Below are 22,689 nucleotides of genomic sequence, written 5' to 3' on the forward strand. Positions count from 1 at the left end.
CTCGGTGCATCAGAGGGCATAGTGCTCACTTGAGGATCTCGAGCAGCCGGTCGGCCAGGATGGCAGCGGAGTGAGGGTTCTGCCCGGTGATGAGGTTGCGGTCCTCGACCATGTACGGCTCCCACATCGGGCCGCGGCTGAAGTCGACGCCCACCTTGTCCTTGAGCTCGTCCTCCAGAAGCCACGTGGCCTTGGCGGCCAGTCCGACACCCGCCTCCTCGTCGTTGGTGAAGCCAGTGACCCGGTAGCCCTTGAACGGCGACTCGCCGTGGATCCTGGTGGCCAAGAGCGACGCGGGAGCGTGACACACGATGGCCAGGGGCCTGCCCGAGGCGAGCTGCGCCGTCAGCAGCCGACCGACGTCGGCGTCGTACGCGAGATCCGCCATCGGACCATGACCGCCGGGCAGGTACACCGCGTCGTAGTCCTCCAGGTGGATGTCGGAAAGCTTGAGCGGCCGACGCATCGCCTCGGCGGAGCGGATGATCTCCTCCAGCTCCAGGGCTCCATCCTCACCTCCAGCCATGGACGGGCGGAGGCTCATCATGTCCACCGTCGGAACCACGCCTCCGGGCGTGGCGATCACGACCTCGTGACCCGCTTCGGTGATCGCTTTGTACGGCATCGCGAATTCCTCGGCCCAGTAGCCGGTCGCGTGCCGCGTACCGTCCTTCAGCACCCAGTACGTCGCACCACTGACGATGAAAAGCACTTTCGCCACAGTGATCCACCTCCGCACATCTATGGTGGGTTTTGAGCGCATTCCAGCGTAGGTGTGAATCAGGCCCGGCGCATGCCGTCAGCACCGCCCGATTTCCATGCGCGGCGCAGAACCGGGGGAGGGGATCGATCAGGTCGGAACAGGCTTGCAGGCCCGCGACCCGTAGGCGCTCACGGCGCCCTCCTCACCGTCGAAGACTGCGACATCCGCACCTGGTACCGCCCTGTGGGGCAAAGCCCTCCGGTCCACCACCCCCGGCCGCCTCCTCACCGGGATCAGCCGCGCATGCGAGAAGGCCGGCGGACGTCTGCTGCGCGCGTCGACGTTCGTCACGAAGCTGTCGCCGACCTGCCCGTGCGGCGAGCCGGTCAAGAAGACACTCGGCGAACGAGTTCACCGCTGCGGCGTGTGCGGTCTCGTCGCCGACCGGGACATGGTCTCCGCAACCCTCGCTGCGCACGTCCGACTCACCGACCTGGAGGACCCCAGTACCGCGGCAGCCCACCGCCCGAAAGCCCCCGCACAGCGGGCCCCTGCTCGGCAAAGCACCGCCACCCGGTACCGGCCCACCCCGAATGAGGCCCCACCCGCACGCATGCGGCACAAGGCCCACGTCGGAACAGCCACCCCAGCAAGGAACACCCCGCCCACGGGCGGCACACCCGAACAGGAACTGGACGGAGGACATCCCATTACGGGATGACTCCTAAGGGCTGTCCCGTAAGCCCCGGCGGGCGCACGACGACAGCTACGGCACCTCGCCGCGTTGTCGGATCGCCCGCATACGCCCAGTATGCGGACGACCCTCCGCCTTGCGATGCACCGCATCTGACGCCGCGCGCTGATCCACCGGGGATTACGGGACAGCCCTTAGGCAGGGCGATAGAGGCGGAGCACGATCAGCGAGGCCATGAGCCCGTCGCCGGTGCGCGGATCGAACTCGGTGAGTTCATGCCACCGGTTGAGCCGGTAGGCCAGCGAGTTGGGGTGCAGATGCAGCGCGCGGGCCGCCGCGGCCACCGACAGACCGTGGTCGGCGAAGGCGACGACCGCCTCGGCCAGGTGCGAGTCCGTGCGTGCGGTGGCCATGGCCTGGGTGAACAACGGGGCTAGGCGGGCGGCCTGTTCGCCGAGGCTGGCGGCGAGCCAGGTGTCGGCGAAGCGTACGACCTCACACTGCCCGCCCGCCTGGGACAGCGCCTGGACAGCATCGGTGATACTGTCCACCGCCCCTGCCAGGCCGGACCGCGCAAGTCCGACACCGACCGCGCTGCCGGACTCCGGCGGAGCGACCGCCGTGACGGCCGCGGTGACCGTGTCCTGATCGTGCCGCTGCCCCAGGACCAGGAGCCGGGTGCCGACGGTCGCGCAGTGGAGTTCGCCGGGCAGGGCGGCCAGCCGGTGCCGCAGTTGCTCCGTGCGGTCCTCCGGCCAGTCCTCGGCCCGCAGGCACAGCGCCTGGAATCCGCCCTCCGGTTCGTAGCCGAGGGCCTGGGCCAGCGGGGCCGCCGCGTCCACCTGGACGGGATCGGCGGTGAGCGCGGCGAACAGCCGGTGGGCCAGCGTGGCCCGAGTGACCTGGGCGCGCCGGAGTTCTTCGCCGTAGGCGTCGGACGCGTTGCCCATGAGGATCCGGAACCATGACCAGATGAGGGCGACCAGATAGGTCAACTCGCCGACGTGCTCGGGTTCGTCGGCCGTGGCCTGCCGCAGGATCATGTTCCAGACCTCGCGGTAGTTGATGTGGTAGGCCCCCAGCAGCAGTTCGATGGACAGGCCCTGCTGGGCGCGCCGCCGGCCGAGTTCCCGGGCGTGCGCGATGTCCTCGTCCCGCGGCGGGCTCTGCTCGGCGATGCCGGTCAGCAGCATGCGGCCCTGGTCCAGCACGAACTGGCGGTGATCCTCCTCGGGCACCAGGGCGTAGTCGGGGATCTCGGCCCGGATCCGCCGGACGATCTCTTGAGTGGTCGCCGGCAGGTCCCCGGCGATGCGTGCGCAGATCCGGGCGACGGCCTGCCGGGCCCCGTCCGAGAGCGGCACCGGTAGATCAGGGTTCGTCGATTCCACGAATCCGAGCCTAGCATTTTCGGCTTTTCGCCGTAGCTCGGTGAATTCCATAGTGAAAAGCTCGAAACATCGGACGCACGCGGAGGCAGTGGCCCCTGCCGGAATCGAGGTTGGACGTGTCAGGCGACTACACCGTTGGCGACTACCTGCTCGCCAGGCTTGCCGAGCTCGGCATCCGGCACCTGTTCGGAGTGCCGGGCGACTACACCATGGCGTTCCTGGATCACGTCGTCCACCACGACCGGATCCGCTGGGTCGGCAACGCCAACGAGCTCAACGCCGCCTACGCCGCCGACGGATACGCCCGCGTCCGCGGGGCGGGCGCCCTGGTGACCACTTACGGCGTGGGCGAACTCAGCGCGATCAACGGCATCGCCGGTGCCTACGCCGAGTACGTGCCGGTGATCCACATCGTCGGCGGACCGTCCACAGCGGCGCGACAGTCCGGCGTCCTGCTCCACCACACCCTCGGTGACGGCGACTACCGGCATTTCGTCCGGGCGCACGCCGAGGTCACCGTGGCCCAGGCGTACCTGACCGCGGGCAATGCGCTCGCCGAGATCGACCGGGTGCTGGTCACCAGTCAGCGCGAACGTCGTCCCGGCTACCTGCTGCTGCCCGCCGATGTGGCGGCGACCCCGGCCGGGCCGCCGGAGCATCCGCTGGTCGTGCCGGAGCCGGAGGCCTCGGCCCGGGTGCTGGCACAGTTCACCGACGCCGCGCGCGCCGAACTGTCCGGGGCCCGCACGCTGGGGTTGCTAGCCGACTTCCTGGTCGACCGCTTCGGGGCCCGGGCCGAGGTGGCCGAACTGGTCGCCGCGGGGCAGGTCCCGAACGCGACGCTGTCCATGGGCAAAGGCGTCCTCGACGAGAGCGACCCGAACTTCGCCGGCACCTACTGCGGCGCCGCCAGCACGAAGCGGGTACTCGCCGCCGTCGAACAGGCCGATCTGCTGCTGTCGGTGGGCGTGCGGTTCGCCGACTCCACCATCGGGCCGGGCCACGGTACCGACCCGGACCGGACCATCGACGTGCAGCCCTTCGCCACCCGCATCGGCGACCGGCTGTTCGCGCCCCTGCCGATGCGCGACGCGGTCCGCGCGCTGACCGCGCTGGTGGCCGGGTCCGCGCGGTCTTGGGCACGCCCGGATCTTCCGCCGGTCCCGGCCGGTGACCGGACGGACGACGCGGCCTTCGTCCCCGCGGACGGCCTGCGCCACGCCCAACTGTGGCCGGCGGTCGAGGAGTTCCTGCGGCCCGGCGACATCGTGCTCGCGGAGCTGGGCACCGCGCTCTTCGGCGCGCAGGCCATGCGGCTGCCATATGGGACGACGTTCGTCGGTCAGCCGCTGTGGGCCTCCATCGGGTACACCCTCCCAGCGACCCTCGGCGCGCAGCTCGCGGCGCCAGGGCGGCGCGCGATCCTGCTCATCGGCGACGGGTCCGCGCTGGTGACCGCTCAGGAGTTCGGCACCCTGCTGCGAGAGGGCTGCACGCCGATCGTGCTCCTGGTCAACAACGGCCGCTACGCCATCGAGAACGCGCTGCACGGCGGGGAACGGGCCTACAACGACATTCCCCGGTGGAACTGGTCGTCGCTCCCGGCGGCCATGGGAGGCGCGGCAACCACGATGCGCGCGAGCACACCGGCCGAGCTGGACGCCGCGCTGGGAAGCCTCGCCGATCCGGCCGGCCCGGTGCTGCTGGAGGCCGTGCTGCCCGCATCGGACGTCCCGGACGTGCTGCTGGCCGCGACGCGGTCGCGCGCCGTCCCCGGCGATTCCGACCCGGCGAGCTGACTGCGACAACACCCGCTCGGCAGGGCGGGTTCGCGCCTCCTTGTCGCGTCCCTGATGCCTGACTTGCAAAATCCAAGTCAGCCCCGCATGCTGTCCCCGACTTCAGGATGTTTTTCGTCATCCTGATTTGGTGTCACCTCGCCCGGGCGCCGAAGCAGGCGCTCCCACCCGTCACTTGTCGCACTGGAGATCGCTGTGAATGTGTCCCCCGTACCGCTGCCGCTCGCACCCGGCGCCTATCAGGCCGTGCTGCGTGAGCAGGCGGCGGTGTTCGAATCCGTGCTGCGCACCTCCGACCTGGGCACGCCGGTGCCCACCTGCGGCGACTGGACCCTGCACGACCTGGGCGTCCATCTGGCCCAGGCGTCCCGTTTCGCCGCTGCGGTGGTGCGGACCGGGGAGCTGTGCCGCGAGCAGTTCGGGCCGGCGGCCGGGGAGCGGATCGCCGACTGGTACGCCGAGGGGGTCGCCTCGCTGCTGGCCGTCCTGGGCGAGGCCGATCCTGCCGCGCCGACGTGGGCGTTCGGTATCCAGGACGCCACGGCGGCGCTGTGGTTCCGTCGTGCCGCCTTGGACTCGGCGGTTCACCTGGTCGATGTCCAACTGGCCACGGGGGCCGAGGTGCACGTCGATCCGCTGATCGCGGCTGACGGCGTGGACGAGGTGTTCGCCCTGATGGTCCCCAGGGTCTGGAGCGGCAGCGAGCACAAGCCGCTGCCCGCACCCGTGGCGCTGCGCAGCACCGACACCGGGCACGGCTGGCTGATCCAGCCGGGCGACATCCCGCAGGCCCGGCCGCTGGACTCCGGGCCCGCGACGGCCACGGTGGAGGCGAGCGCCGCCGATCTGCTGCTCGCCCTGTGGAAGCGGCAGCCCGCCCACCCGCGGTGGATCAGCGGCGACCCCGCCGCGGCCAACGCCCTGCTCACGTCCCCCCTGACACTCTGACCGCTCGCCACCCCACCGAAGCCGCGGACGGAGTCCGTCGCACACCGGACGCGAGTCATCCGCGGCGAATCGCAGGCGTCCCGCCTCTCCATTCGAGCAAGGAACTTTTCAGGAGGCTTTACCGTGTCCGAAATACTCCCGCCGCACTCCCGGCGGAGTTTCCTCTCCACCTCTGCCGCCACGATGGCCGCGGCGACCGCCGGATCCCTCGGTCTACTGCCCACTCAGTCGGCCGTAGCAGCCGAAACGGGACCCCACGGCGGACGGCCCGGAGATGGCAGCGCGAACGGTCCCGGCAGCGTCTCGCAGGCGCCGCACCTCCCGCCGGGGTTCACCAAGACCTTCAGCAGCCGGTTCGTCCACGCGGGCGGACTGCGCCAGCACGTGGTGATCGGAGGCAGCGGGCCGGCCCTGCTGCTGATCCACGGCTGGCCCGAGACCTGGTACGCCTGGCGCCTGCTGATGCCCGCGCTGGCCGAGAACTTCACGGTCATCGCCGTCGACCAGCGCGGCATCGGCCTGACCGACAAGCCGCAGGACGGCTACGACACCGGCACCATCGCGGGCGACCTGGCCGCCCTGATGGACGCGCTCGGCCACCAGCGGTTCGCCGTGGTCGGCCACGACACCGGAATGCCGATCGCCTACGCCCTGGCCGCGGATCACCCGGAGCGCGTCGAGCGCCTGGTCGTCGCCGAGGCCCCCCTCCCGGGCATCAGCACCTCGCCGCCGCTCTTCGGCCCCGAGTGGCTCAACAACAGGGTGTGGCACATCGGCTTCAACCGCCTCGCCGAGGTGAACGAACTGCTCGTCAGGGGACGGGAAGACATCTTCTTCCGCTTCGAGTTCGACATCAACGCCGCGAAGAAGCTGCCCGATCACGCCGTCAAGCACTACGTCCGCACCCTCGCCTCCGGCCGCGACGCACTGCGCGGCAGCTTCGGCTTCTACCGCGCGTTCGACACGACGCTCGCCCAGAACGTGGAACGCCAGAAGGCCGGCCTGCTGACCATGCCCGTCCTGGCGGTCGGCGGAGCGCTGAGCATCGCCGACGGGGCCGGGATCACCATGAAGGCCGCTGCCCACGACGTGCAGACCCTGGTCATCCCCGACTGCGGCCACTGGGTCGCCGAAGAGGCGCCCGAGGACATGCTGGCGGCGCTGACCGCATTCCTGGCGCCGTACCGCGACCGAGTGTGAGGCACGCGGACCCACGCCGCCGCGTCGTCCCCGTCGCACCGATGGCGACCGAACCGGCGGCAGCCCACATGAAGGAGAAACACCATGACAAGACCTGAGCTTCCTGCCGAAGCGCGGGACTACGAGCGCATGATGGGCATGGTCACCGGGTACTGGGTGACCCAGATCGTCCGCGCCGCGGCGATGTACAACCTCGCGGGTCACTTGGAGGCGGGGACGAACACCCCCGAGGAGATCGCCGAGGCGGAGTCCACCGACCCTGACGCCACGCGTCGTCTCCTGCGCGCCTGCGCGTCGCTCGGCCTCATGACCTCGGATGACGGTGTGCACTACGCCGGCACGTCGTTGCTCAACACCCTGCACAAGGATGCCCCGAACTCGCTTCACTACTTCGCGGTTTCGCAGTCGGCGCCGGGTCACTGGCTGCCGTGGGGCCGGTTCCCCGAGGCCGTCCGCACCGGTGATCACCAGGTGAGGGCCGCGCACGGAGAGGCGACCGTCTTCGACTACTTCGCGGGCCACCGTGAGGAGGCGTCCTTCTTCACCGAGTCGATGACCAACCTGTCGGTTGCCGCCGCCGTCGATGTCGCCGCCGTTCTGGACACCAGGGGTGTCAGGTTCGCCCTGGACCTCGGTGGCGCGAGCGGGCACGTCGTCCGGGCGATGATGCGGGCCGACCCGGAACTCCACGGGGGCGTCTTCGACCTGCCGCACGTGGTCCCCGCGGCCGCGGAGGCCGCCCGTGCCGAGGGACTTGCGGAGCGTTTCACCGTCATCGGCGGCGACTTCTTCGAGGAGGTTCCGGCGGCGGACCTGTACGTACTGAAGTACATCCTCCACGACTGGGACGACGACAGTTGTGTGCGCATCCTGAAGAACTGCCGGGCCTCGCTGGTGGACGGCGGCCGCGTCGTCGTGGTGGATCACCTCGTCGGCGGGATCGGGGAGCCCGGGCTCGCCCCCCTGATGGATATGAACATGCTGGACATGACCGGTGGCCGGGAGCGGGAAATGAGCGAGTTCGACGCGCTGTTCACGGCAGCCGGACTGCGTCGCGTCAAGGTGAGCACCGCAGGCGCCTTCGCCGTCATCGAGGCGGTTCCGGCGGCCTGACGCACCGGACAGTGCGGATGGCGATGCCATCGCCGGCCGGGCGCAGGTCCGCGACTTCCGCCCGGCCCGGACGACCGCTCGGGCTTCCACCGCACACGAACTGAACGGGCCCCCACGACCGACGAGCCCGCCACCACGGTGGCGGGCTCGTCGGCCGTGGCCCCCTGGCGGCGACCGGTGCGGTTCAGGCGTCCGTGACGACGTTCGCCAGTGGTTCTCCGGCGAGGAAGCGGCCGATCTGGGAGCGCAGCAGGCGCTTGACCCGCGGCAGGAAGACGGAGGTCGCGTTGCCCACGTGGGGGCTGATGAGCACTCCCGGAGCGTGCCACAGGGGGTGGCCCGCGGGCAGCGGCTCCGGGTCGGTGACGTCGAGCGCCGCGCTCAACCGTCCCGACTCCAGTTCCGCGAGCAGCGCTTTGGTGTCGACGACACGGCCGCGGGCGATGTTCACCAGCAGGGCCCCGTCGTGCATACGCGCCAGGAACGCGGCGTCGACGAGGTGGACGGTTGCCTCGGTGAGCGGCGTGGCCAGGATGACCACGTCGGCGCGTGGAAGCAGGTCGTGCAGGTCCGCAAGGGCGTGAACGGTGCCGCGGGGCGTACTGCGGGCGGTACGCGCGACTCTCAGCACCTCGCACTCGAACGGTGTGAGCCGGTCCTCGATCGCGCTTCCGATCGCCCCGTAGCCGACGATCAGCGCGGTGCGGTCGGCGAGCGCCGAATGGATACCGCCGCGCCACTCCTCGGCGGCCTGGCCGTGGACGAAGTGCGGAATGCCGCGCAGCGAGGCGAGGGTGAGGGTCAGCGCCAGCTCCGCCACGCTGGCGTTGTGCACCCCGTGGGCGTTGCAGAGCACGGTGCCGGACGGCACGTGGCCGCGCACGTGGTCGGTGCCGGCGGTCAGGGTCTGTACGACGCGCGGTCGTGCGCCGTGCCGCAGCGGGCGTGTGGCGATCTCGGCGCCTTTCCAGTACGGCGGCACGTAGAAGTCGACCCCGGCGGGATCGGCGGGGAACGCGTCCTCGCCGTCCCAGTGGACGTAGGTCGGGCCCGCGGGCAGACCGGGAATCTCCGCGGGTGGAATCGGCAGCCATACGGTGGCGCCCGCGGCTGCGGGGGCAGGGTTCGCTGTATCGACCATGGAATACGAGGCTATGCCAGACCCGGCAGGTGATTCCATCGGCGGCCCGCGTCCGGGCGACGGACCGTCCGGGCCACGTCCGAGAGCGGCCCCCACACGAGCTGCGTTCGTCGATCCCACGAACCGGAACCGCCCAATTCCGACTTTTCGCCGTAGATAGGACGGTTTCGTGGTGAAAAGCTCGAAGTGTCGACGAACGGAGTCGACAGCCGCACCCGCCGCAGCCGAGGACGGTCGTCACCGCGCGGCGTCACCGAAGGGATCTTCCATGACAGGTTCGACACGCACCGCCCCCCGGCCGGCTTCTCGATCGATCGACGAGGCGATAGCCCTGATCGACGCGGAGGGGACGGTGATCGGGTGGACGCAGTCCGCCCAGCAGCTGGTCGGCTACCCGGCCGCGGAAGTGGTGGGCCGCTCCGCCGCGCTCCTGCTGGCGGCTGCCGATGACCGAGCCGACGCCGCGGCATTGCCGGAAGCCGGGCCGTCCCCCCGCCGCTGGGCCGGCGTCACGCAGGTCCGGCACCGTGACGGGCACGAGATCGACGTACGCCTGGGAGTACAGTCGCTGGTCGGACCGGACCAGCGGGCCAGGTGGGTCGTGACGGCCACCGATCACACGACGCATCCCTCCCGCGCGGCGGACGGTTCCTCGGCCGCCCCGCTCCCGGTGCCCCTGCACCTGCCGAACAACATGCCGCTCGGTGTCGTCATCCGCGACACCCGCCTGCGCTGCACCTGGGTCAACGACACCCAGGGGTTCAAGGACGGCATTCCGGTCGAGCGCCGGCTCGGGCGCACCCTGAGTGAGGCGGCGCCCGGCGCGGAGGCCGAGACGCTCGAGGGGCAGATGCGCGAGGTCCTGGAGAGCGGGGTCCCGGCGGTCAGGGTGGAATACCGGCCCTTCGTGCCGGCACGGTCACCCGCGGAACGCACGTTGGTGGCCTCCTACTTCCGCCTGGACGACGCGCACGGCCATGCGCTGGGGGTGTGCGTCGTCAGTGTGGACGTCACCGACAGCCAGCGGGCGCAGGAGCGCCTGGCGATCCTGGGCCAGGCCAGTACGCGGATCGGTACCACCTTGGACGTCATGCGGACCGGGCAGGAACTCGCCGATCTGGCGGTACCGCTCCTCGCGGACTTCGTCGCCGTCGACCTGGCGGAGTCGGTCCCGCTCGGTGAGGAGCCCCTGGCCCGCCTCGGCTCGCAGGGCGGCGGCATCCCCGCCTTCCGCCGCGCGGGCCTGGCCTCGATGCACCGCGAGGTCCCGGAGTCCCTGTTCGCGCGGGGAGAGCCGGTCCTCGTCGCGCCGGACTCGCCCGTCGACCTTGTCCTGCGTTCCGGGAAGTCGCACTGGGAGCCGATGCCGGGCACCTCCCCGGGCACCCAGGGGCGCCGGGAGCACCCCGCCCGGATGCGGAAGATCCACGACCACCGGATGCACTCCCTGCTGGTCGTCCCGATCCACGCGCGGGGAGCCGTGCTGGGCGTGGCGCAGTTCGTGCGCACCGGGGATTCCCCGCCGTTCGAGCAGGACGACCTGCTCCTGGCGGAGGAAATCGTCAGCTGGGCCGCGCTGTGCCTCGACAACGCCCGCCAGTACGCGCGCGAACGGGCCGCAGCCCTGGCCCTGCAGCGTCACCTGCTGCCGCACCACGCCACGGGCGGCTCCGCCACCGACGTGGCCTGGCGCTACCTGCCCGCCGACGACCACCACGGCGTCGGGGGCGACTGGTTCGACGTGATCCCCCTGCCCGGCGCCAGGGTCGCCCTGGTGGTCGGCGACGTGGTCGGGCACGGCATCAACGCGGCCGCCAGTATGGGCCGGCTCCGCACCGCGGTACGCACGCTGGCCGACATGGACCTGTCCCCGGACGAGTTGCTGGCCCACCTGGACGACCTGGTCATCCGTCACCTCGCCGAAGGGGACGCCGACCCCCTGGACCCAGCAGGCGCGACCATGGCCGCCACGTGCCTGTACGCGGTCTACGACCCGGTCACCCGGTCCTGCACGATGGCCCGCGCCGGCCACCCGCCGCCCGCGATCATCGACCCGCACGGCACCGTCACCTTCCCCGACCTGCCCGCCGGAGCCCCGCTCGGCCTCGGACTGGTCCCCTTCACATCGGTGGAAATGGAGCTGCCCGAGGGCTCCGTGCTCGCCCTCTACACCGACGGCCTGATCGAGACCCGCGATCAGGACATCGACGCGGGCATGGACCGCTTGGGCAGCACCCTGGCCCACCCCGGCCGCCCGCTGGAGGACCTGTGCTCGGCCGCGGTGGACGCGTTGCCGGCCAGGGCACCGAGTGACGATGTGACCCTGCTCCTCGCACGCACCAGGTCACTGGGCCCGGAGCGGGTCGCCTCATGGCGTCTTCCTGCCGATCCCGCCGTCGTCAACCACGCCCGCGCCCTGGCCACCAGCCTGCTGGACCAGTGGGGACTGGGGCACCTGGCCGAGTCCACGGAACTGATCGTCAGCGAACTCGTCACCAACGCCATCCGCCACGGCACCGGAACGATCGGCCTGCGCCTCATCCGGCACGGTGCGCTGACCTGCGAGGTGTCCGACGCCGGCATCTCCCGTCCGCGCCTGCGTCGCCCCCGCACCACCGAGGAGAACGGTCGGGGTCTGCTCCTCGTCTCGCAGTTGTCCCACCGATGGGGAACCCGCTGCACTCCCGACGGCAAACTCATCTGGGCCGACCAGCGACTGACACCCCTTCCGTGATGCATGCGCCGTCGTACGGCGCGAGTTCGTCCCGTCACTCGACGTCGAGGGCGGCGTGATCAACGCATCCCGTGAAAGCGCCACGCCGCGGCGGCAGATGGCGGTGTGGCGCGATCGGTTCCCGCGTCTGCCCGACCGGTCGCATGTACCCACCGCGATCAGCCGGCCCGACGGTTCACTGCTGATCGCCAACTCCGCATTGGCCACCCTGTGAGCCGCACGCGGACCTGCTTGCTCTCGGTGGCCAGGGCCAGCTCGCGTGCCGTGATTCTTGTCCAGCAGCGGCCGGACCGACTCGGGACGCAGCCGATGGACCCGGCGCCGCCGAAGGCCACCCCCGAGCATCCCGTGTTCGTGAACTGCGGCCGGGCCGGCGGTTTCCTCAACGAGGAGGCGTACCAGCGGGTGCGGTCGAAACGGCGGACGATCTTGAGCTCCGCGGGTGGGTCGCTGATTGTGTTCTCGTGGTGGTCGGGGCGGTTGTCACCAGCGACTTCAAGGTGGTGGATCTTCAGTGGGCCCGGGCCACGCGCACCTCTCCGACGCACCGCGCTGACGGACGTCCTGCCAACGATGAACCGGCCCTATACGCTCCCAGCCATGAGACTGCGGAACACCCGCCCCGTGGACGTCAGTTCGGCACATGTGATCGTGACGGGCGGGTCGAGCGGCATCGGCCTGGCCACGGCCCGGCTGTTCGCGGGGCGCGGGGCGAAGGTGTCGCTGATCGCGCGGGGACGGGAGCGTCTCGTGGAGGCCGCGAAGGAGCTGTCAGCCGCCGCGCGGGCGGCCGACGTGGCAGACCAGGCAGCCCTCACTCGCGCCATAGCCGAACTGGAGGAAGAACAGGGGCAGCCCTGCGACGTCCTGATCACCTCGGCAGGGCTCGCTCGCCCCGGGCACTTCCTGGAGCTGCCGGAAGAGGTCTTCCGGCAGATGATGGAGGTCGACTACTTCGGCACGCTGTACGCGATCCGGGCCGTGGCCCCCGGCATGGTGGAGCGCGGGCACGGCAGCGTGGTCGCGGTCTCGTCCGCCGCCGGGCTGATCGGGATATTCGGCTACAGCGCGTACGGACCGGCCAAGTTCGCCGTGCGCGGACTGATGGAGTCCGTGCGGGTGGAGCTCACCCCCGACGGAGTGCACGTAGGTGTCGTCTTCCCGCCGGACGTGGACACCCCGCAGCTCGCCGAGGAGAACCAGTGGAAGCCTGAGGAGACCCGCGTGGTGGCCGGAACGATCAAGCCGCTCACAGCGGAGAAGGTCGCGGCGGCCATCGTGGACGGCATCGAGCGGCGGCGTTTCGTCATCTGCCCGGACGCGGGCACCCGGGCCTTGGCGCGGTTCGGCAGTGTTCTCTTGCCGTTCCTCAATCGCGAGTTCGACCGGAGAATCAAAGTGGTTCGCAGGTCGCGGCCGGCAGAGCGTCTGCGATCCACCGACAGATGACCGTGTGTCCCTCCCGCCGCGCCCACCGCCGAGGTCAGCGTCAATCCCGACAACGAGCGGGCAGCTCACGCGGATGGCAAGGGGGCGCTGCCCGAGCGTCCCGTTCGGCGGGGAGCGTCATTTCAGGAGCGCGATATTCGCGGCAGTAGGGAACCCATATGGTTGGCGCGTGAGGGTGGCCCGGCAGCAGGGAGAAGTGTGCGCTCTGAGGAACATTTGGCGTGGGGGCGGGGCTTTCCAGTCCGGTACCTCCTGGTGAAGGAGGACATCGACGACGAGGAGGCGGACGTGCCGTGGGGGCGGTGCGCGGAGGTCGAGGGCCTGTTCATGGACCCTCCTCCGCTGCCACGGGCGGTCCTGACACTGCGCGGCTGCTTGCGCGAGAGCCTGCTGGCCCAAGCCGTGGCCGGGACCGCCGAGCCGGTGCGGCTGCTGGGCGATGGGTTGATCTCCATCGAGTCCACGGATCCCTCGAACGACGGGCCGTTGCGGTTCTGGGACCTGGAGGACGCGGCCGCCCTGGCGCACTGGCCCACACCCGGGGATCCTGGGCGCGTGGATGTCGTCTTGGGCGCCGGCGTCAGGGAAGACGACTGCTGGGGCAGTAGACAAGTGCCCTTGAGACCGCGGTTCGACCTGTGGCTCCCGTCTCTCCTGGAGAGCGGACCGTCGGGCAGCTGCCGGTCCGTCGACGGCCTGTTCACCCCGCGCCCGCGGCGACCGAGCCCGCCCGTGCACCTGGTCGGATGCGAACCTGCCGAACCTCTGCTGGACCTGCTGTGCCGTCCCCATCCGCAGGACGGCGATCCGATCGCGCTGTGGTGCCTCGACCGCCATGGCAGGACGATGGTCACGCACCGCCTGGAGCTGCGTAGCGTCGAGGCACGCCCGTCCGTCCTCGGCGGAACCTTGATCGACGTCACCCTCACCGACCCTGGCGACGACCGTCCCGCCCTGGCCGCCCGCCCAGTTCGGGAGATATGGTTCGACGGCGTTCCCACCTTGCCCAACAAGTGGGCAGAGTTCGACGCCAGGGGCAGATCCGAGTGGCTGGACCTCACCCGCGTCGGCCCGTACGGGCCGGACGGCCTCTCAGGCGGGACGTACCACCTCGACGGACAGCACGTCACGGACCGGACCAGCCTGCTCCTGGCACTCGGCGAAGCCCTGCTCGGCCCCGGCGCCAACTATGGGAGAAGCCTGGACTCGGTCCAGGACTATCTCGGCGGCGGGCCCTCCGTTGTCCCCCCGTTCACCCTCGTCTGGCACCACGCCGACGCCGCCCGCCGCGCCCTCGCCGAACACATCCTGGACCACCGCGGCGGCCTGTCCTACTTCGACGAGACCGTGAACCTCCTGCGCGAGTACGGCGTCACGGTCGTACTCGAGTGAAGCAGACGACGGCCGGTCCCGGAGCGCTTGGAAACGGCATCTGGCCAGGAGCGGGAAAGGACCGAGGCATCGGCCAGGCGGCCATGGGGTTCTGGCCCTTTCGTCTCCCGGTACGCGGCTGGAGGTACGGGCTTGGAGGTAGGCGGTCCAGTCGGTGGCGGCATGTCGGCGCCATGTGACGAGGGTGCCTACGTGGAGGCCGAGCATGGGGACGAGGACGGCTGGGGGCATGTCCTGGGCGAGTTGGACGAGGGCGGCTGCTCTGGCGGGTCGGTTGGGGGTGCCGTGAGCGGCGAGGCGGCGGGTCAGTGGGCTGCCGGTGAAGTGCCCCCGGGATCGGCGGAGGGGAAGAGCCAACGGTTGGGGTAGTTCGCTGCCCAGCCCGGCGGCGGGGATTGTTCGGCGAGTCGGGTCAGGAGCCGAGCCAGGGGTTGGGGCCGCCGGATGGGGACTCGGTCGAGGGCGAGGACGACTTCGTCGTCTCGAACAGTCAGGGCGTCGGTCGCAAGTGCGGCAGTCCGGGTGACTTTTGGGCCAAAGAGGTAGAGCAGGGCGCCGGCGGCGCGGTCGTCGAGCGGAAGCGTGGCGTCGGCCAGGCACTGATGACGGATCTCCCAGTGCGAGTCGTCGTCCAGGGCGACTGGCGGCCCAGGGGTGTACAGGGACGACGAGGTCGCGGCGGGCACGAGTCAGGGCGCGGGTGTGGCCGGCGATCACGCGGCGGAAGGTGGGTGCGGCGCTCGCGGGCCCGGCTCACCAGCTGCGAGTTCAGACGTCGCCGACCCACCACCGTCCACGAAGTACGTAGGTGTGGACGAGGTCTGGATGGCTGATGATTGCGTCGTCGAGGGCACTGAGGATCGCCCGAAGTTCCCTCGCCGACTTGCGCGGCATGGCACGGACGACACGCTCGAGCAGATCGCGATCTTCTCCCGGGGAAGGACAGCACGACGGTTCACCGCACCCAGGTGAGTACAGAGCGGGTTGCTGACCTCGAGGTGTTCTGGCGACAGCTGCCCACCGTGCAAATGACGCGGCCACCGCGCCGGGACCGAAGCGGGTGCGCTCCAAGACGATCACCTGAGCCTGCGCCGACCCAGAGATACGGCCGATCATCGAATAGCGATTCCGCGATGCGGTGGAGACGTAGCTCCTCGCGCGGAGCGTCGATGGGCGCCTACGCGGCATGGCCCTTTCGGTTGGCAGTCACGTGATCAGTGTGACAGGTCATCATCGCCCTCGCCACCACGATCGGAGCAGGAAAGGTACCTGCCAGGGCAACTGTTGAGACAGGAGCTCGGCTCCCTTGGAGGCGTTCGCACGCGAGGCTGCCGTGTTCCCAGACGACCGGTTCACCGTCCGGCGCGCTCTTGTCAGGCAGTTGCGCGGCGCCAGCCACGTCTCCGGGAACGCGGGCGTCATCTCGACGCCGCGCCAGGATCGCAGCATCACCCGCCCGGCGTCGACGCGGAGCAGAACTCGGTAGCCGTCCTTCTCCAGGCTGCGCCATGGCCATGAGAGAAGGGGCTTGTGAGGATCTCGGTTCCCGCCACGCCATGATCCTGCGGGAGTACGGCATTCACGGTGTGGGCCTGCTCGCTGCCGTGCCGGCCATGACGGTGCAGTGTCTGCTGAGCGGGAAGGCCGGGCGCATGGCCGTTGACCGTGCCCGCGGTATCGATCCCCGTCCGGTCGTGTCGCACGCCCTGCCCGCTCCGTCGGCAGCCGGGGCAGGGTCATTGACGATCCCAGATGGTCGCTTCCATGTTGAATTCGGAAGGGCCCAATACGTTCGTCACCGTGAAGTAGCCCAGACGGCCCTCCTGGGTTCTGAGACAGACCATGGTCCCCTCCTGAACGGCCAGCGCCCGCCGCGCCAACTGGTCGCTCATCGCGGAGCATTGCTGGTACGTCGGAAGTGCCGAGCCATTCCATGCCGCAATAGCGTTGCCGACGACTTCGCCGGGGTGGCAGTCGCACTCCAGGCTGAGGTCACCGAGCAAAACCTGGGTCGGCGGCCGCTCGTCCAACCGCCACCCGGTCGGCGCTCCGTTGCTGTAGAGGGTCAATCCACCCTGCCAGTGCACTGTCACGGTGGGTGCGGCGGGCCTGGGCTGGGGCGGATCAGTGGGGAGCGTGGGCGGGGGTGTGAGTTGATCCGTCGGGGGTGTTGTTGTGGCGGAGGTGCTGGCTGAAGGGGTAGCGCTGGAGGAACGGCTCGGCGAGGCAGAGCCGTCCGTTGGAGGCGTGGGGGTGGAAGAGGGGTTCGGTCGGCTGCCGGCGGTGCCCTTGGGGTCGTTCTGATCGCTGGGCAGCTGGGTGCCGCCATAGACAGCGAGGGAGAGGACCAGGACACCGGCTGCGATCCGGGCAGCGACGAGTCCCCGCCGCTTGATGCCATGGCCGGAGGGCGGGGCCGTCGAGTAGTTGTGCTGGACAGCCACGACCTGACCGGCAAAGCGACCGTCACTGAAATCGACGTGATCCCTGTGATCTCCGCCTTCGTTCCCGGCCGCGCCCCGGCTTTCCCCGTCACTCACCCGTCGTATCCCCCCTGTGCCTACGCGCCGCACAGCCCCCGGTCGCGGCATTTCGACCGTACCGGCGCACAGCCACCCCCGTCCCATCACTGCGCGAAGTTCACGCCGCCACGCGCCGCATTACCCCGGCCCGCGGCCACAGCACGTACGGCCCGGCAGTCCTCCTGTCGCGCTGGCGTACGACTGGAGCAGCAGCCGAGCAGCAGCCGAGCAGCAGCCGGCCGCGGCCAGGGTGCGACCACGTTTCTGCCGACCGGGCCGACAACCCGGCCGGCGTCCCCGCCGACAACCCCTCCCGCAACTGCTCGCACCCTTCCGCACAGCGTGCCACGTATCCGCAGGTCACCACGACTGTCGGGCCGTGGTCGGGAGCCCGACGTCCCCCTCTGCCCCCCCCGCGCCCCATGACCAGGACATAGAGAAGGTGAAGGGGACGGTCGGGGTGGGGTGGGCACGCCGCCGGGGATCGGGGCGCCGTATCTGCTTTGCGCGTCGGCGGAGCTTCCGCGCTTGGCGCCGGACGGGACCGGCGCACCAGGAGAAGATCAGCAGGTCGCCAGGAACAGCCCCAGCGACCTCTCAGGCTCCCCGCTGCGGGATTCTCCCGCAGCCGACACAACAACAGCGCATTCCGGCATGACTGACCGTTTCAGAAGGAGCTGGACGCGGGCTGCGACATCACTCTTGCTCGTAGGAGCAGTCACAGGACTTCATCGCAGACGGCCCTGGTCACGGGCCTAAGGTCAGCCGGCCCGAACTGTCTGCGCCTGTCTGTTCTCCGAGTGGATCAGTGCCTGGCAGACTCGCCGGATGTACACCACACGCCGCTCGCTCGGCACCGGCCCCCGCCCCACTCCGGAACAGCCTTCGCCGACGGGCGACGCACGCGCCCGTACGGCCGCGGAGCGGGCCGCCGCTGAACAGACCGCCCCGGCCGTCGAGGTCCCGGCGGTGCCTGCGCCGCCTACTGATCGTCGCCCTTTGGGCACCGGAAGCGCCGGATCGCAGAGCTGACGGGCGTGAGCGGCGCGGGGCCGCACACCGAATTGCGCAGCCACCGCGCCGGGCTGCGACCTGCTGCGGTCCGACGGCCCCGTGCCGGGGGGAGCTGGCGGGTCGGGTCGGGTCGGGTCAGGTCGGGTCGGGCCTGTGGCCGGGGTGCCGTCCGGCGGTCGCGCGGGCCGTGCCGGTCAGTTGACGACCCGGACCTCGCGGATGGGGATCTGTATCTGTATCTGGGCGTTTGGTGAGCTGTCCCTGCCATGCAATGAGATTCGTTAAGAAGTCGCTCTCCCCGGTCCTACGGACGGAATACGAGGGGATCTGTGTGCGAGCCTGACGGACGACAGAGACTGGCACATACATGACTGGACGGTGGCAACGCGATGCGCGAGGCCTATCACGAGGAACTGAGCTCGATCAGTGAGGGCCTGGTGGAGATGGCGAACCAGGTCGGTTCTGCCATCGGCCGGGCTACCACCGCCCTTCTGGATGCCGATCTCACGCTTGCCGAGGGCGTCATTTCCGGTGATGACTCGGTCGATGTGCTGCACCGTGACCTGGAGAACCGGGCGATCGCGGTGCTGGCACGGCAGCAGCCGGTCGCCACGGATCTGCGGGTCGTGGTCACGTCGCTGCGTATGAGCGCAGACTTGGAGCGCTGTGGTGACCTGGCCCAGCATGTGGCCAAGCTGGCCCGTATGCGTTTTCCCGAGCCGGCGGTGCCGCGGGAACTGCATGGCACGATTTTGGAGATGGGCCAGCTCGCGCAGCGTCTGATGGCGCAGGCCTGCGAAGTGATCCTTACGCAGGATGTCGATGCGGCGCTCCGGCTGGAGCAGGACGACGACCGTATGGACGAGTTGCACCGCATGGTCTTCCACCATCTGTTGGACGACCAGTGGCAGCACGGTGTTGAGGCGGCCGTGGACGTCGCGCTGGTCGGCCGCTATTACGAGCGGTTCGCCGATCATGCCGTGTCGGTGGCCCGGCGCGTGGTCTATCTCGTGACGGGGCAGCGGATGAAGCAAACGGTCACGGACGAGCGTGTGACCGCGTGACCTGCGAATTCCGGTCCGGGTGAGTCTGACGCCGTCCAACGGCAGCCGGATACAGAGCTGACAGGGCGCCGCCATTTCTCCTGCACTGGATCGAGCGAAGGCGACGGAATCAGCGGTCCGTGGAAGCGTGAGGCCGGCTGGGCCCGGGTACTCCTCGCTGTTCTCGGAGATCGTGCCCGCCGGAGTCGCCCGATGCACCCCACACGCCGTTGCCTGGCTGGGCACCGGCCTCGCCCCTCATCGCAGGCAGTCGCCGGCGGCAGATGCACAGCGGCCGTACGGCAGCCGAGCAGCTCGACTCAGTCATCGGGGACCAGGCGGTGCACCCGCGAGGCTGCATGACCGCCGTCCACTGAGCGCCGGGGGCATCCGCTCGCAGAGTTCACGGGCGGGACCCGGCGCGGGGCCGCACCCCGAGGGAGTGTCCATTCAACGGCGGATCTGCTGATCAAGGAGAGACGCCAAGTGGCCGGGCAGGTTGCACCCCGATACGTGCACGAACCGAATGAGGGACCATGGCACAGCTGGGCGGTCGGAAGGCGGAGGATCTGCCGTCGGCGGTGGTGGACTGCGCTCTGTACGAGGACGGCCACCGCGTCGCAGGGCAGGTGAGCCTGGCCAAGATCATGGAGCGGATAGATCCGCAGGCCGGTCGCTTCGCGTGGATCGGCCTGTACGAGCCCACCGCGGAACAGCTGCGCGAGGTTGCGGAAGCCTTCGTCCTGCACCCGCTCGCCGTCGAGGACGCCGTCAACGCACACCAGCGGCCCAAGCTGGAACGCTACGGCGACATGCTGTTCCTGGTGCTGAAGACGATCGTGTACGTCGACCACGAGAAGGTCACCGAGACCAGCGACATCGTCGACACCGGTGAGATCATGGTCTTTGCCGGCCCCGGCTACGCGATCACCGTCCGCCACGGCAGCGCCCCGCCGCTTGACGGTCTGCGCCGGCAGCTCCAGGAAGATCCGCAGCAGCTGGGCGGCGGCCCGGCGGTCGTCCTGCATGCGGTCGCGGACATGGTCGTCGACCGCTACATGGACGTCGCCGACTCCTTCGCCGGTGACATCGACACTCTGGAAGCCGAGGTCTTCTCCCCCGACCTCACGGTCGACGCCGGGCGGATCTACCAGCTGAAGCGGGAACTCCTGGAGTTCAAGCGAGCCGTCATGCCGCTCACCAGCGCCCTGCAGCGCCTCGGTGACGGGACCGTTCCGGGTATCCCGACCAGGGTGGCTACCTACTTCAGGCACGTGGCCGACCACCACCAGCGGGTCAGTGAGCAGATCCTGTCCTTCGACGAGCTCGTCAGCGGCATGCTCGCAGCCAGCATCACCCAGCTCGGAGTCCAGCAGAATTTCGACATGCGACGGATCATCGCGTGGGCTGCCCTCATCGCCGTCCCCACCATGATCGTCGGAGTGTACGGGATGAACTTCGAGTACATGCCCGAACTCAAGTCGCCCTACGGCTATCCAGCGGTCTGGGTACTCATCATCACCGTGTGCACGGTCATCTACCGTGCCTTCCGCCGCAACAAATGGCTCTGAAGACGGGGTGCCGGACGAGTGTGGAGGCGGAGGGACCGTCACGGGCGACGCTCGGCCAGAGATGTCACTCGCTAGGAGTTGTCGTCAAATGTCACGCCTTCGTCGACATCGACCTTCCGGCGTGACAGGTGTCTGCCGCAGCGTCTCTCCTGGACTTGCTCCCGGGATGCCTGAACCGTCGGATCGGTCGGCACGTGACATCCGACCGTCCGACCGTCCGACCGTCCGACCGTCCGACCGTCCGACCGTCCGACCGTCCGGCCGCCACGGGCTCCGGACCTGCGGATCATCCAGGTGATGCCACCGGGTTGCCGAACGGGCGAGGCGGCCTTCGGAAAGCACTCACAAAATCTTCAAACGTTGTACAACCATCCCCCCGGGTGATCGTCTCACCCGTTGAGTCAACAGACTCCTCATCATCAGGGCCGCAGCGGCGGTACGAGCGATGCGTGACGACCGCCGTGTGGGCCCCTTCTCCTCACTGGGGAAATGCATGCGCATTCGTGCCACTGTGGCCGCCGCTACCGGCGCCCTGGCTCTCTCCGCTTTCGTCGTGCCGGCCGCGCACGCCGATGCCGCGGCGCCCTCGCGCGCGGAGGTGGCGAAGATCTTCGCTGCCGCCCACGCCGCGTCGGGCAAGACCGGCTTCCGGGCCCCCGCCCCGGACGACGACGGTCCGTACGCCATGGACGTGAAGTTCTCCAACCTCAAGATCGTCAAGTCGGTCAAGGTCGGCCCGACCGCCCATGTCGCCACGTCGGTCACCTACACGATGACCCACGGCACCGACGTGGACATCACGGCGTACGACTTCTTCACGGAGCCTTTCCTCTACCGGGGCTCCTACACCCTGCCCGACAACTTCCTGTTCGGCTACGACTTCGCCACCTGCACGGTCACCTCGGCGACCACCGCCGCCTGCAAGGGCACCATCGACATCTACCCGAACGAGGGCGACCTGCTGAACCCCGAGGCGGGCACCTGGCACGTCGGCGCCGACGCCATCGCCTTCAACGGCCAGGACCCCACCTCCACGGACTTCGACTTCACCAAGGTCGGATTCGCGGACAACGGCACCCTCGGCACCACGCTGGTCCAGCGCGGTACCGGACTGTCGGTGAACGCCGCGCCGGAGCCGGTGAAGAAGGGCAAGACCCTCACGGTCACGGGCAGGCTGACCCGCGCGGACTGGGAGACCAACACCTACCGCGGCTTCACCAACCAGCCGGTCAAGCTCCAGTTCCGCAAGAAGGGCTCCACCGTCTACACGACGCTGAAGACCATCAAGTCGGATTCCGCGGGGAACCTGAAGACCACGGTCAAGGCCACGGTCGACGGCGACTTCCGCTACCTGTACGAGGGCGTCACGGTCGCCACCCCGGCCGCGCCCGCGGGTGACTTCGTCGACGTCCGCTAACACCGGCGCCGGAAAGCGGCGGCCGCCCGTCTCCTCGTGAGATCCGAGGCGGCCGCCGTCACCGCCGAGTCCTCAAATCATTGCGTCAACCAGTGCAAGCAGACCCGAGGGCCGCACCCGGTTACGACACCGATCATCACGCCGGCGTCGCCTACTCAAAGTGGAGCCGTCGTCCTCCGCCTGCTCACCTGCCTCGTGCTGGTGGTACGGGCGATGGCGGCCCTCACCTGGTGGGACCGTCCCCCGTTCAGAACGGGGGAGCCCGGGGCACGGCTTTGGATGGGCGTCGCCCGCATCGGCGCCGAGGGATGCCTGCTTGAGCGGGCCCGCGCCTACGCGGCTGACGGTCGGGATGGACGCCGCTTGCCGGATCAGGCGCGGTCCGTGTCGTGTGCCGGGTGCGTGGTCGGCTGGGTGGTGTGTGTCGGTGGCCGCCAGTGTTGGTGCTGTCGGGTGGTGTGGGGGTGTGCCGGTACCCCGTGTGGTCGGGGTGTGGTGTGGGGGTGGCAGGATGGGGGCTATGAGCAACGTTTATTTCGATATCAGCATCAATGGCGC

16 protein-coding genes are annotated in these 22,689 nt (G+C 69.7%); 12 read left to right on the forward strand and 4 right to left on the reverse strand.

The genetic code is table 11. The annotated features are described in order from the left end of the window. Window positions 1–25 precede the first annotated feature (25 nt). Window positions 26–721, reverse strand: coding sequence for a type 1 glutamine amidotransferase domain-containing protein (locus ACFV0T_RS29575; RefSeq protein ID WP_385785551.1), 696 nt, complete (start codon window positions 719–721; stop codon window positions 26–28). A gap of 274 nt (window positions 722–995) precedes the next feature. On the opposite strand from ACFV0T_RS29575, the gene ACFV0T_RS29580 reads away from it, so the two are divergent. Further along, on the forward strand, window positions 996–1,424 hold the full coding sequence (locus ACFV0T_RS29580; RefSeq protein WP_385785593.1) for a hypothetical protein: 429 nt from the start codon (window positions 996–998) through the stop codon (window positions 1,422–1,424). 167 nt (window positions 1,425–1,591) lie between these two features. On the opposite strand, the gene ACFV0T_RS29585 is transcribed toward ACFV0T_RS29580, so the two are convergent. Beyond that, entirely contained in the window at window positions 1,592–2,788 is a 1,197-nt protein-coding gene (locus tag ACFV0T_RS29585) for a PucR family transcriptional regulator (RefSeq protein WP_385785553.1), read from the reverse strand. Between the two features lie 116 nt (window positions 2,789–2,904). Between ACFV0T_RS29585 and ACFV0T_RS29590 the strand changes: the two genes are divergently transcribed. The 4 genes from ACFV0T_RS29590 to ACFV0T_RS29605 all read left to right on the forward strand — a co-directional run bounded on the left by ACFV0T_RS29590 (window position 2,905) and on the right by ACFV0T_RS29605 (window position 7,848). Beyond that, entirely contained in the window at window positions 2,905–4,587 is a 1,683-nt protein-coding gene (locus ACFV0T_RS29590; RefSeq protein WP_385785556.1) for an alpha-keto acid decarboxylase family protein, read from the forward strand. 195 nt (window positions 4,588–4,782) lie between these two features. Then, window positions 4,783–5,535 carry a maleylpyruvate isomerase family mycothiol-dependent enzyme gene (locus ACFV0T_RS29595; protein WP_385785559.1) on the forward strand — a complete coding sequence of 251 codons (753 nt, stop codon included), beginning with the start codon at window positions 4,783–4,785 and terminating at the stop codon, window positions 5,533–5,535. A 123-nt stretch (window positions 5,536–5,658) separates the two neighbouring features. After that, window positions 5,659–6,735, forward strand: coding sequence for an alpha/beta fold hydrolase (locus ACFV0T_RS29600; protein ID WP_385785562.1), 1,077 nt, complete (start codon window positions 5,659–5,661; stop codon window positions 6,733–6,735). An 84-nt stretch (window positions 6,736–6,819) separates the two neighbouring features. Then, window positions 6,820–7,848 carry a methyltransferase gene (locus ACFV0T_RS29605; protein ID WP_385785564.1) on the forward strand — a complete coding sequence of 343 codons (1,029 nt, stop codon included), beginning with the start codon at window positions 6,820–6,822 and terminating at the stop codon, window positions 7,846–7,848. A 184-nt stretch (window positions 7,849–8,032) separates the two neighbouring features. Here ACFV0T_RS29605 and ACFV0T_RS29610 read toward each other — a convergent pair whose 3' ends face one another. After that, window positions 8,033–8,989 (reverse strand): 2-hydroxyacid dehydrogenase, encoded by a 957-nt coding sequence (locus ACFV0T_RS29610; protein WP_385785566.1) that lies wholly within the window; start codon window positions 8,987–8,989, stop codon window positions 8,033–8,035. A 268-nt stretch (window positions 8,990–9,257) separates the two neighbouring features. Here ACFV0T_RS29610 and ACFV0T_RS29615 point away from each other — a divergent pair, with 268 nt between their 5' ends. The 4 genes from ACFV0T_RS29615 to ACFV0T_RS29630 all read left to right on the forward strand — a co-directional run bounded on the left by ACFV0T_RS29615 (window position 9,258) and on the right by ACFV0T_RS29630 (window position 14,564). Further along, the gene (locus tag ACFV0T_RS29615) at window positions 9,258–11,723 is read left to right on the forward strand and encodes a SpoIIE family protein phosphatase (protein ID WP_385785569.1); all 2,466 of its coding nucleotides are present in this window, start codon (window positions 9,258–9,260) and stop codon (window positions 11,721–11,723) included. 55 nt (window positions 11,724–11,778) lie between these two features. Beyond that, window positions 11,779–11,937, forward strand: a complete 159-nt coding sequence (locus ACFV0T_RS29620) for a hypothetical protein (protein ID WP_385785572.1) — start codon at window positions 11,779–11,781, stop codon at window positions 11,935–11,937. Window positions 11,938–12,323: 386 nt separating this feature from the next. Then, complete coding sequence (locus ACFV0T_RS29625) at window positions 12,324–13,172, forward strand: SDR family oxidoreductase (RefSeq protein WP_385785575.1); 849 nt, start codon at window positions 12,324–12,326, stop codon at window positions 13,170–13,172. Between the two features lie 255 nt (window positions 13,173–13,427). Then, window positions 13,428–14,564 (forward strand): barstar family protein, encoded by a 1,137-nt coding sequence (locus ACFV0T_RS29630; RefSeq protein ID WP_385785578.1) that lies wholly within the window; start codon window positions 13,428–13,430, stop codon window positions 14,562–14,564. Between the two features lie 1,736 nt (window positions 14,565–16,300). Here the strand turns inward: ACFV0T_RS29630 and ACFV0T_RS29635 are convergent. Then, window positions 16,301–16,633 carry a hypothetical protein gene (locus ACFV0T_RS29635; protein ID WP_385785581.1) on the reverse strand — a complete coding sequence of 111 codons (333 nt, stop codon included), beginning with the start codon at window positions 16,631–16,633 and terminating at the stop codon, window positions 16,301–16,303. A 1,856-nt stretch (window positions 16,634–18,489) separates the two neighbouring features. Between ACFV0T_RS29635 and phoU the strand changes: the two genes are divergently transcribed. The 3 genes from phoU (at window position 18,490) to ACFV0T_RS29650 (ending at window position 22,131) form a co-directional block, all read left to right on the forward strand. Further along, complete coding sequence (phoU, locus tag ACFV0T_RS29640) at window positions 18,490–19,164, forward strand: phosphate signaling complex protein PhoU (RefSeq protein ID WP_385785584.1); 675 nt, start codon at window positions 18,490–18,492, stop codon at window positions 19,162–19,164. A 515-nt stretch (window positions 19,165–19,679) separates the two neighbouring features. After that, a complete protein-coding gene (locus ACFV0T_RS29645) occupies window positions 19,680–20,714 on the forward strand; it encodes a magnesium and cobalt transport protein CorA (RefSeq protein WP_385785587.1) in 1,035 nt (344 codons plus the stop codon). Window positions 20,715–21,207: 493 nt separating this feature from the next. After that, on the forward strand, window positions 21,208–22,131 hold the full coding sequence (locus tag ACFV0T_RS29650) for a hypothetical protein (protein ID WP_385785590.1): 924 nt from the start codon (window positions 21,208–21,210) through the stop codon (window positions 22,129–22,131). Window positions 22,132–22,689: the final 558 nt, after the last annotated feature.

The organism is Streptomyces sp. NPDC059582 (assembly GCF_042735715.1).
Lineage (GTDB): Bacteria > Actinomycetota > Actinomycetes > Streptomycetales > Streptomycetaceae > Streptomyces.

Bases quoted from the DNA above. Each gene is read 5' to 3' on its own strand.
- ACFV0T_RS29605 (WP_385785564.1), top strand. From the start codon at position 6,820: ATGACAAGACCTGAGCTTCCTGCCGAAGCGCGGGACTACGAGCGCATG.
- ACFV0T_RS29615 (WP_385785569.1), top strand. From the start codon at position 9,258: ATGACAGGTTCGACACGCACCGCCCCCCGGCCGGCTTCTCGATCGATC.
- phoU (WP_385785584.1), top strand. From the start codon at position 18,490: ATGCGCGAGGCCTATCACGAGGAACTGAGCTCGATCAGTGAGGGCCTG.
- ACFV0T_RS29610 (WP_385785566.1), bottom strand. From the start codon at position 8,989: ATGGTCGATACAGCGAACCCTGCCCCCGCAGCCGCGGGCGCCACCGTA.
- ACFV0T_RS29650 (WP_385785590.1), top strand. From the start codon at position 21,208: ATGCGCATTCGTGCCACTGTGGCCGCCGCTACCGGCGCCCTGGCTCTC.
- ACFV0T_RS29625 (WP_385785575.1), top strand. From the start codon at position 12,324: ATGAGACTGCGGAACACCCGCCCCGTGGACGTCAGTTCGGCACATGTG.
- ACFV0T_RS29645 (WP_385785587.1), top strand. From the start codon at position 19,680: ATGGCACAGCTGGGCGGTCGGAAGGCGGAGGATCTGCCGTCGGCGGTG.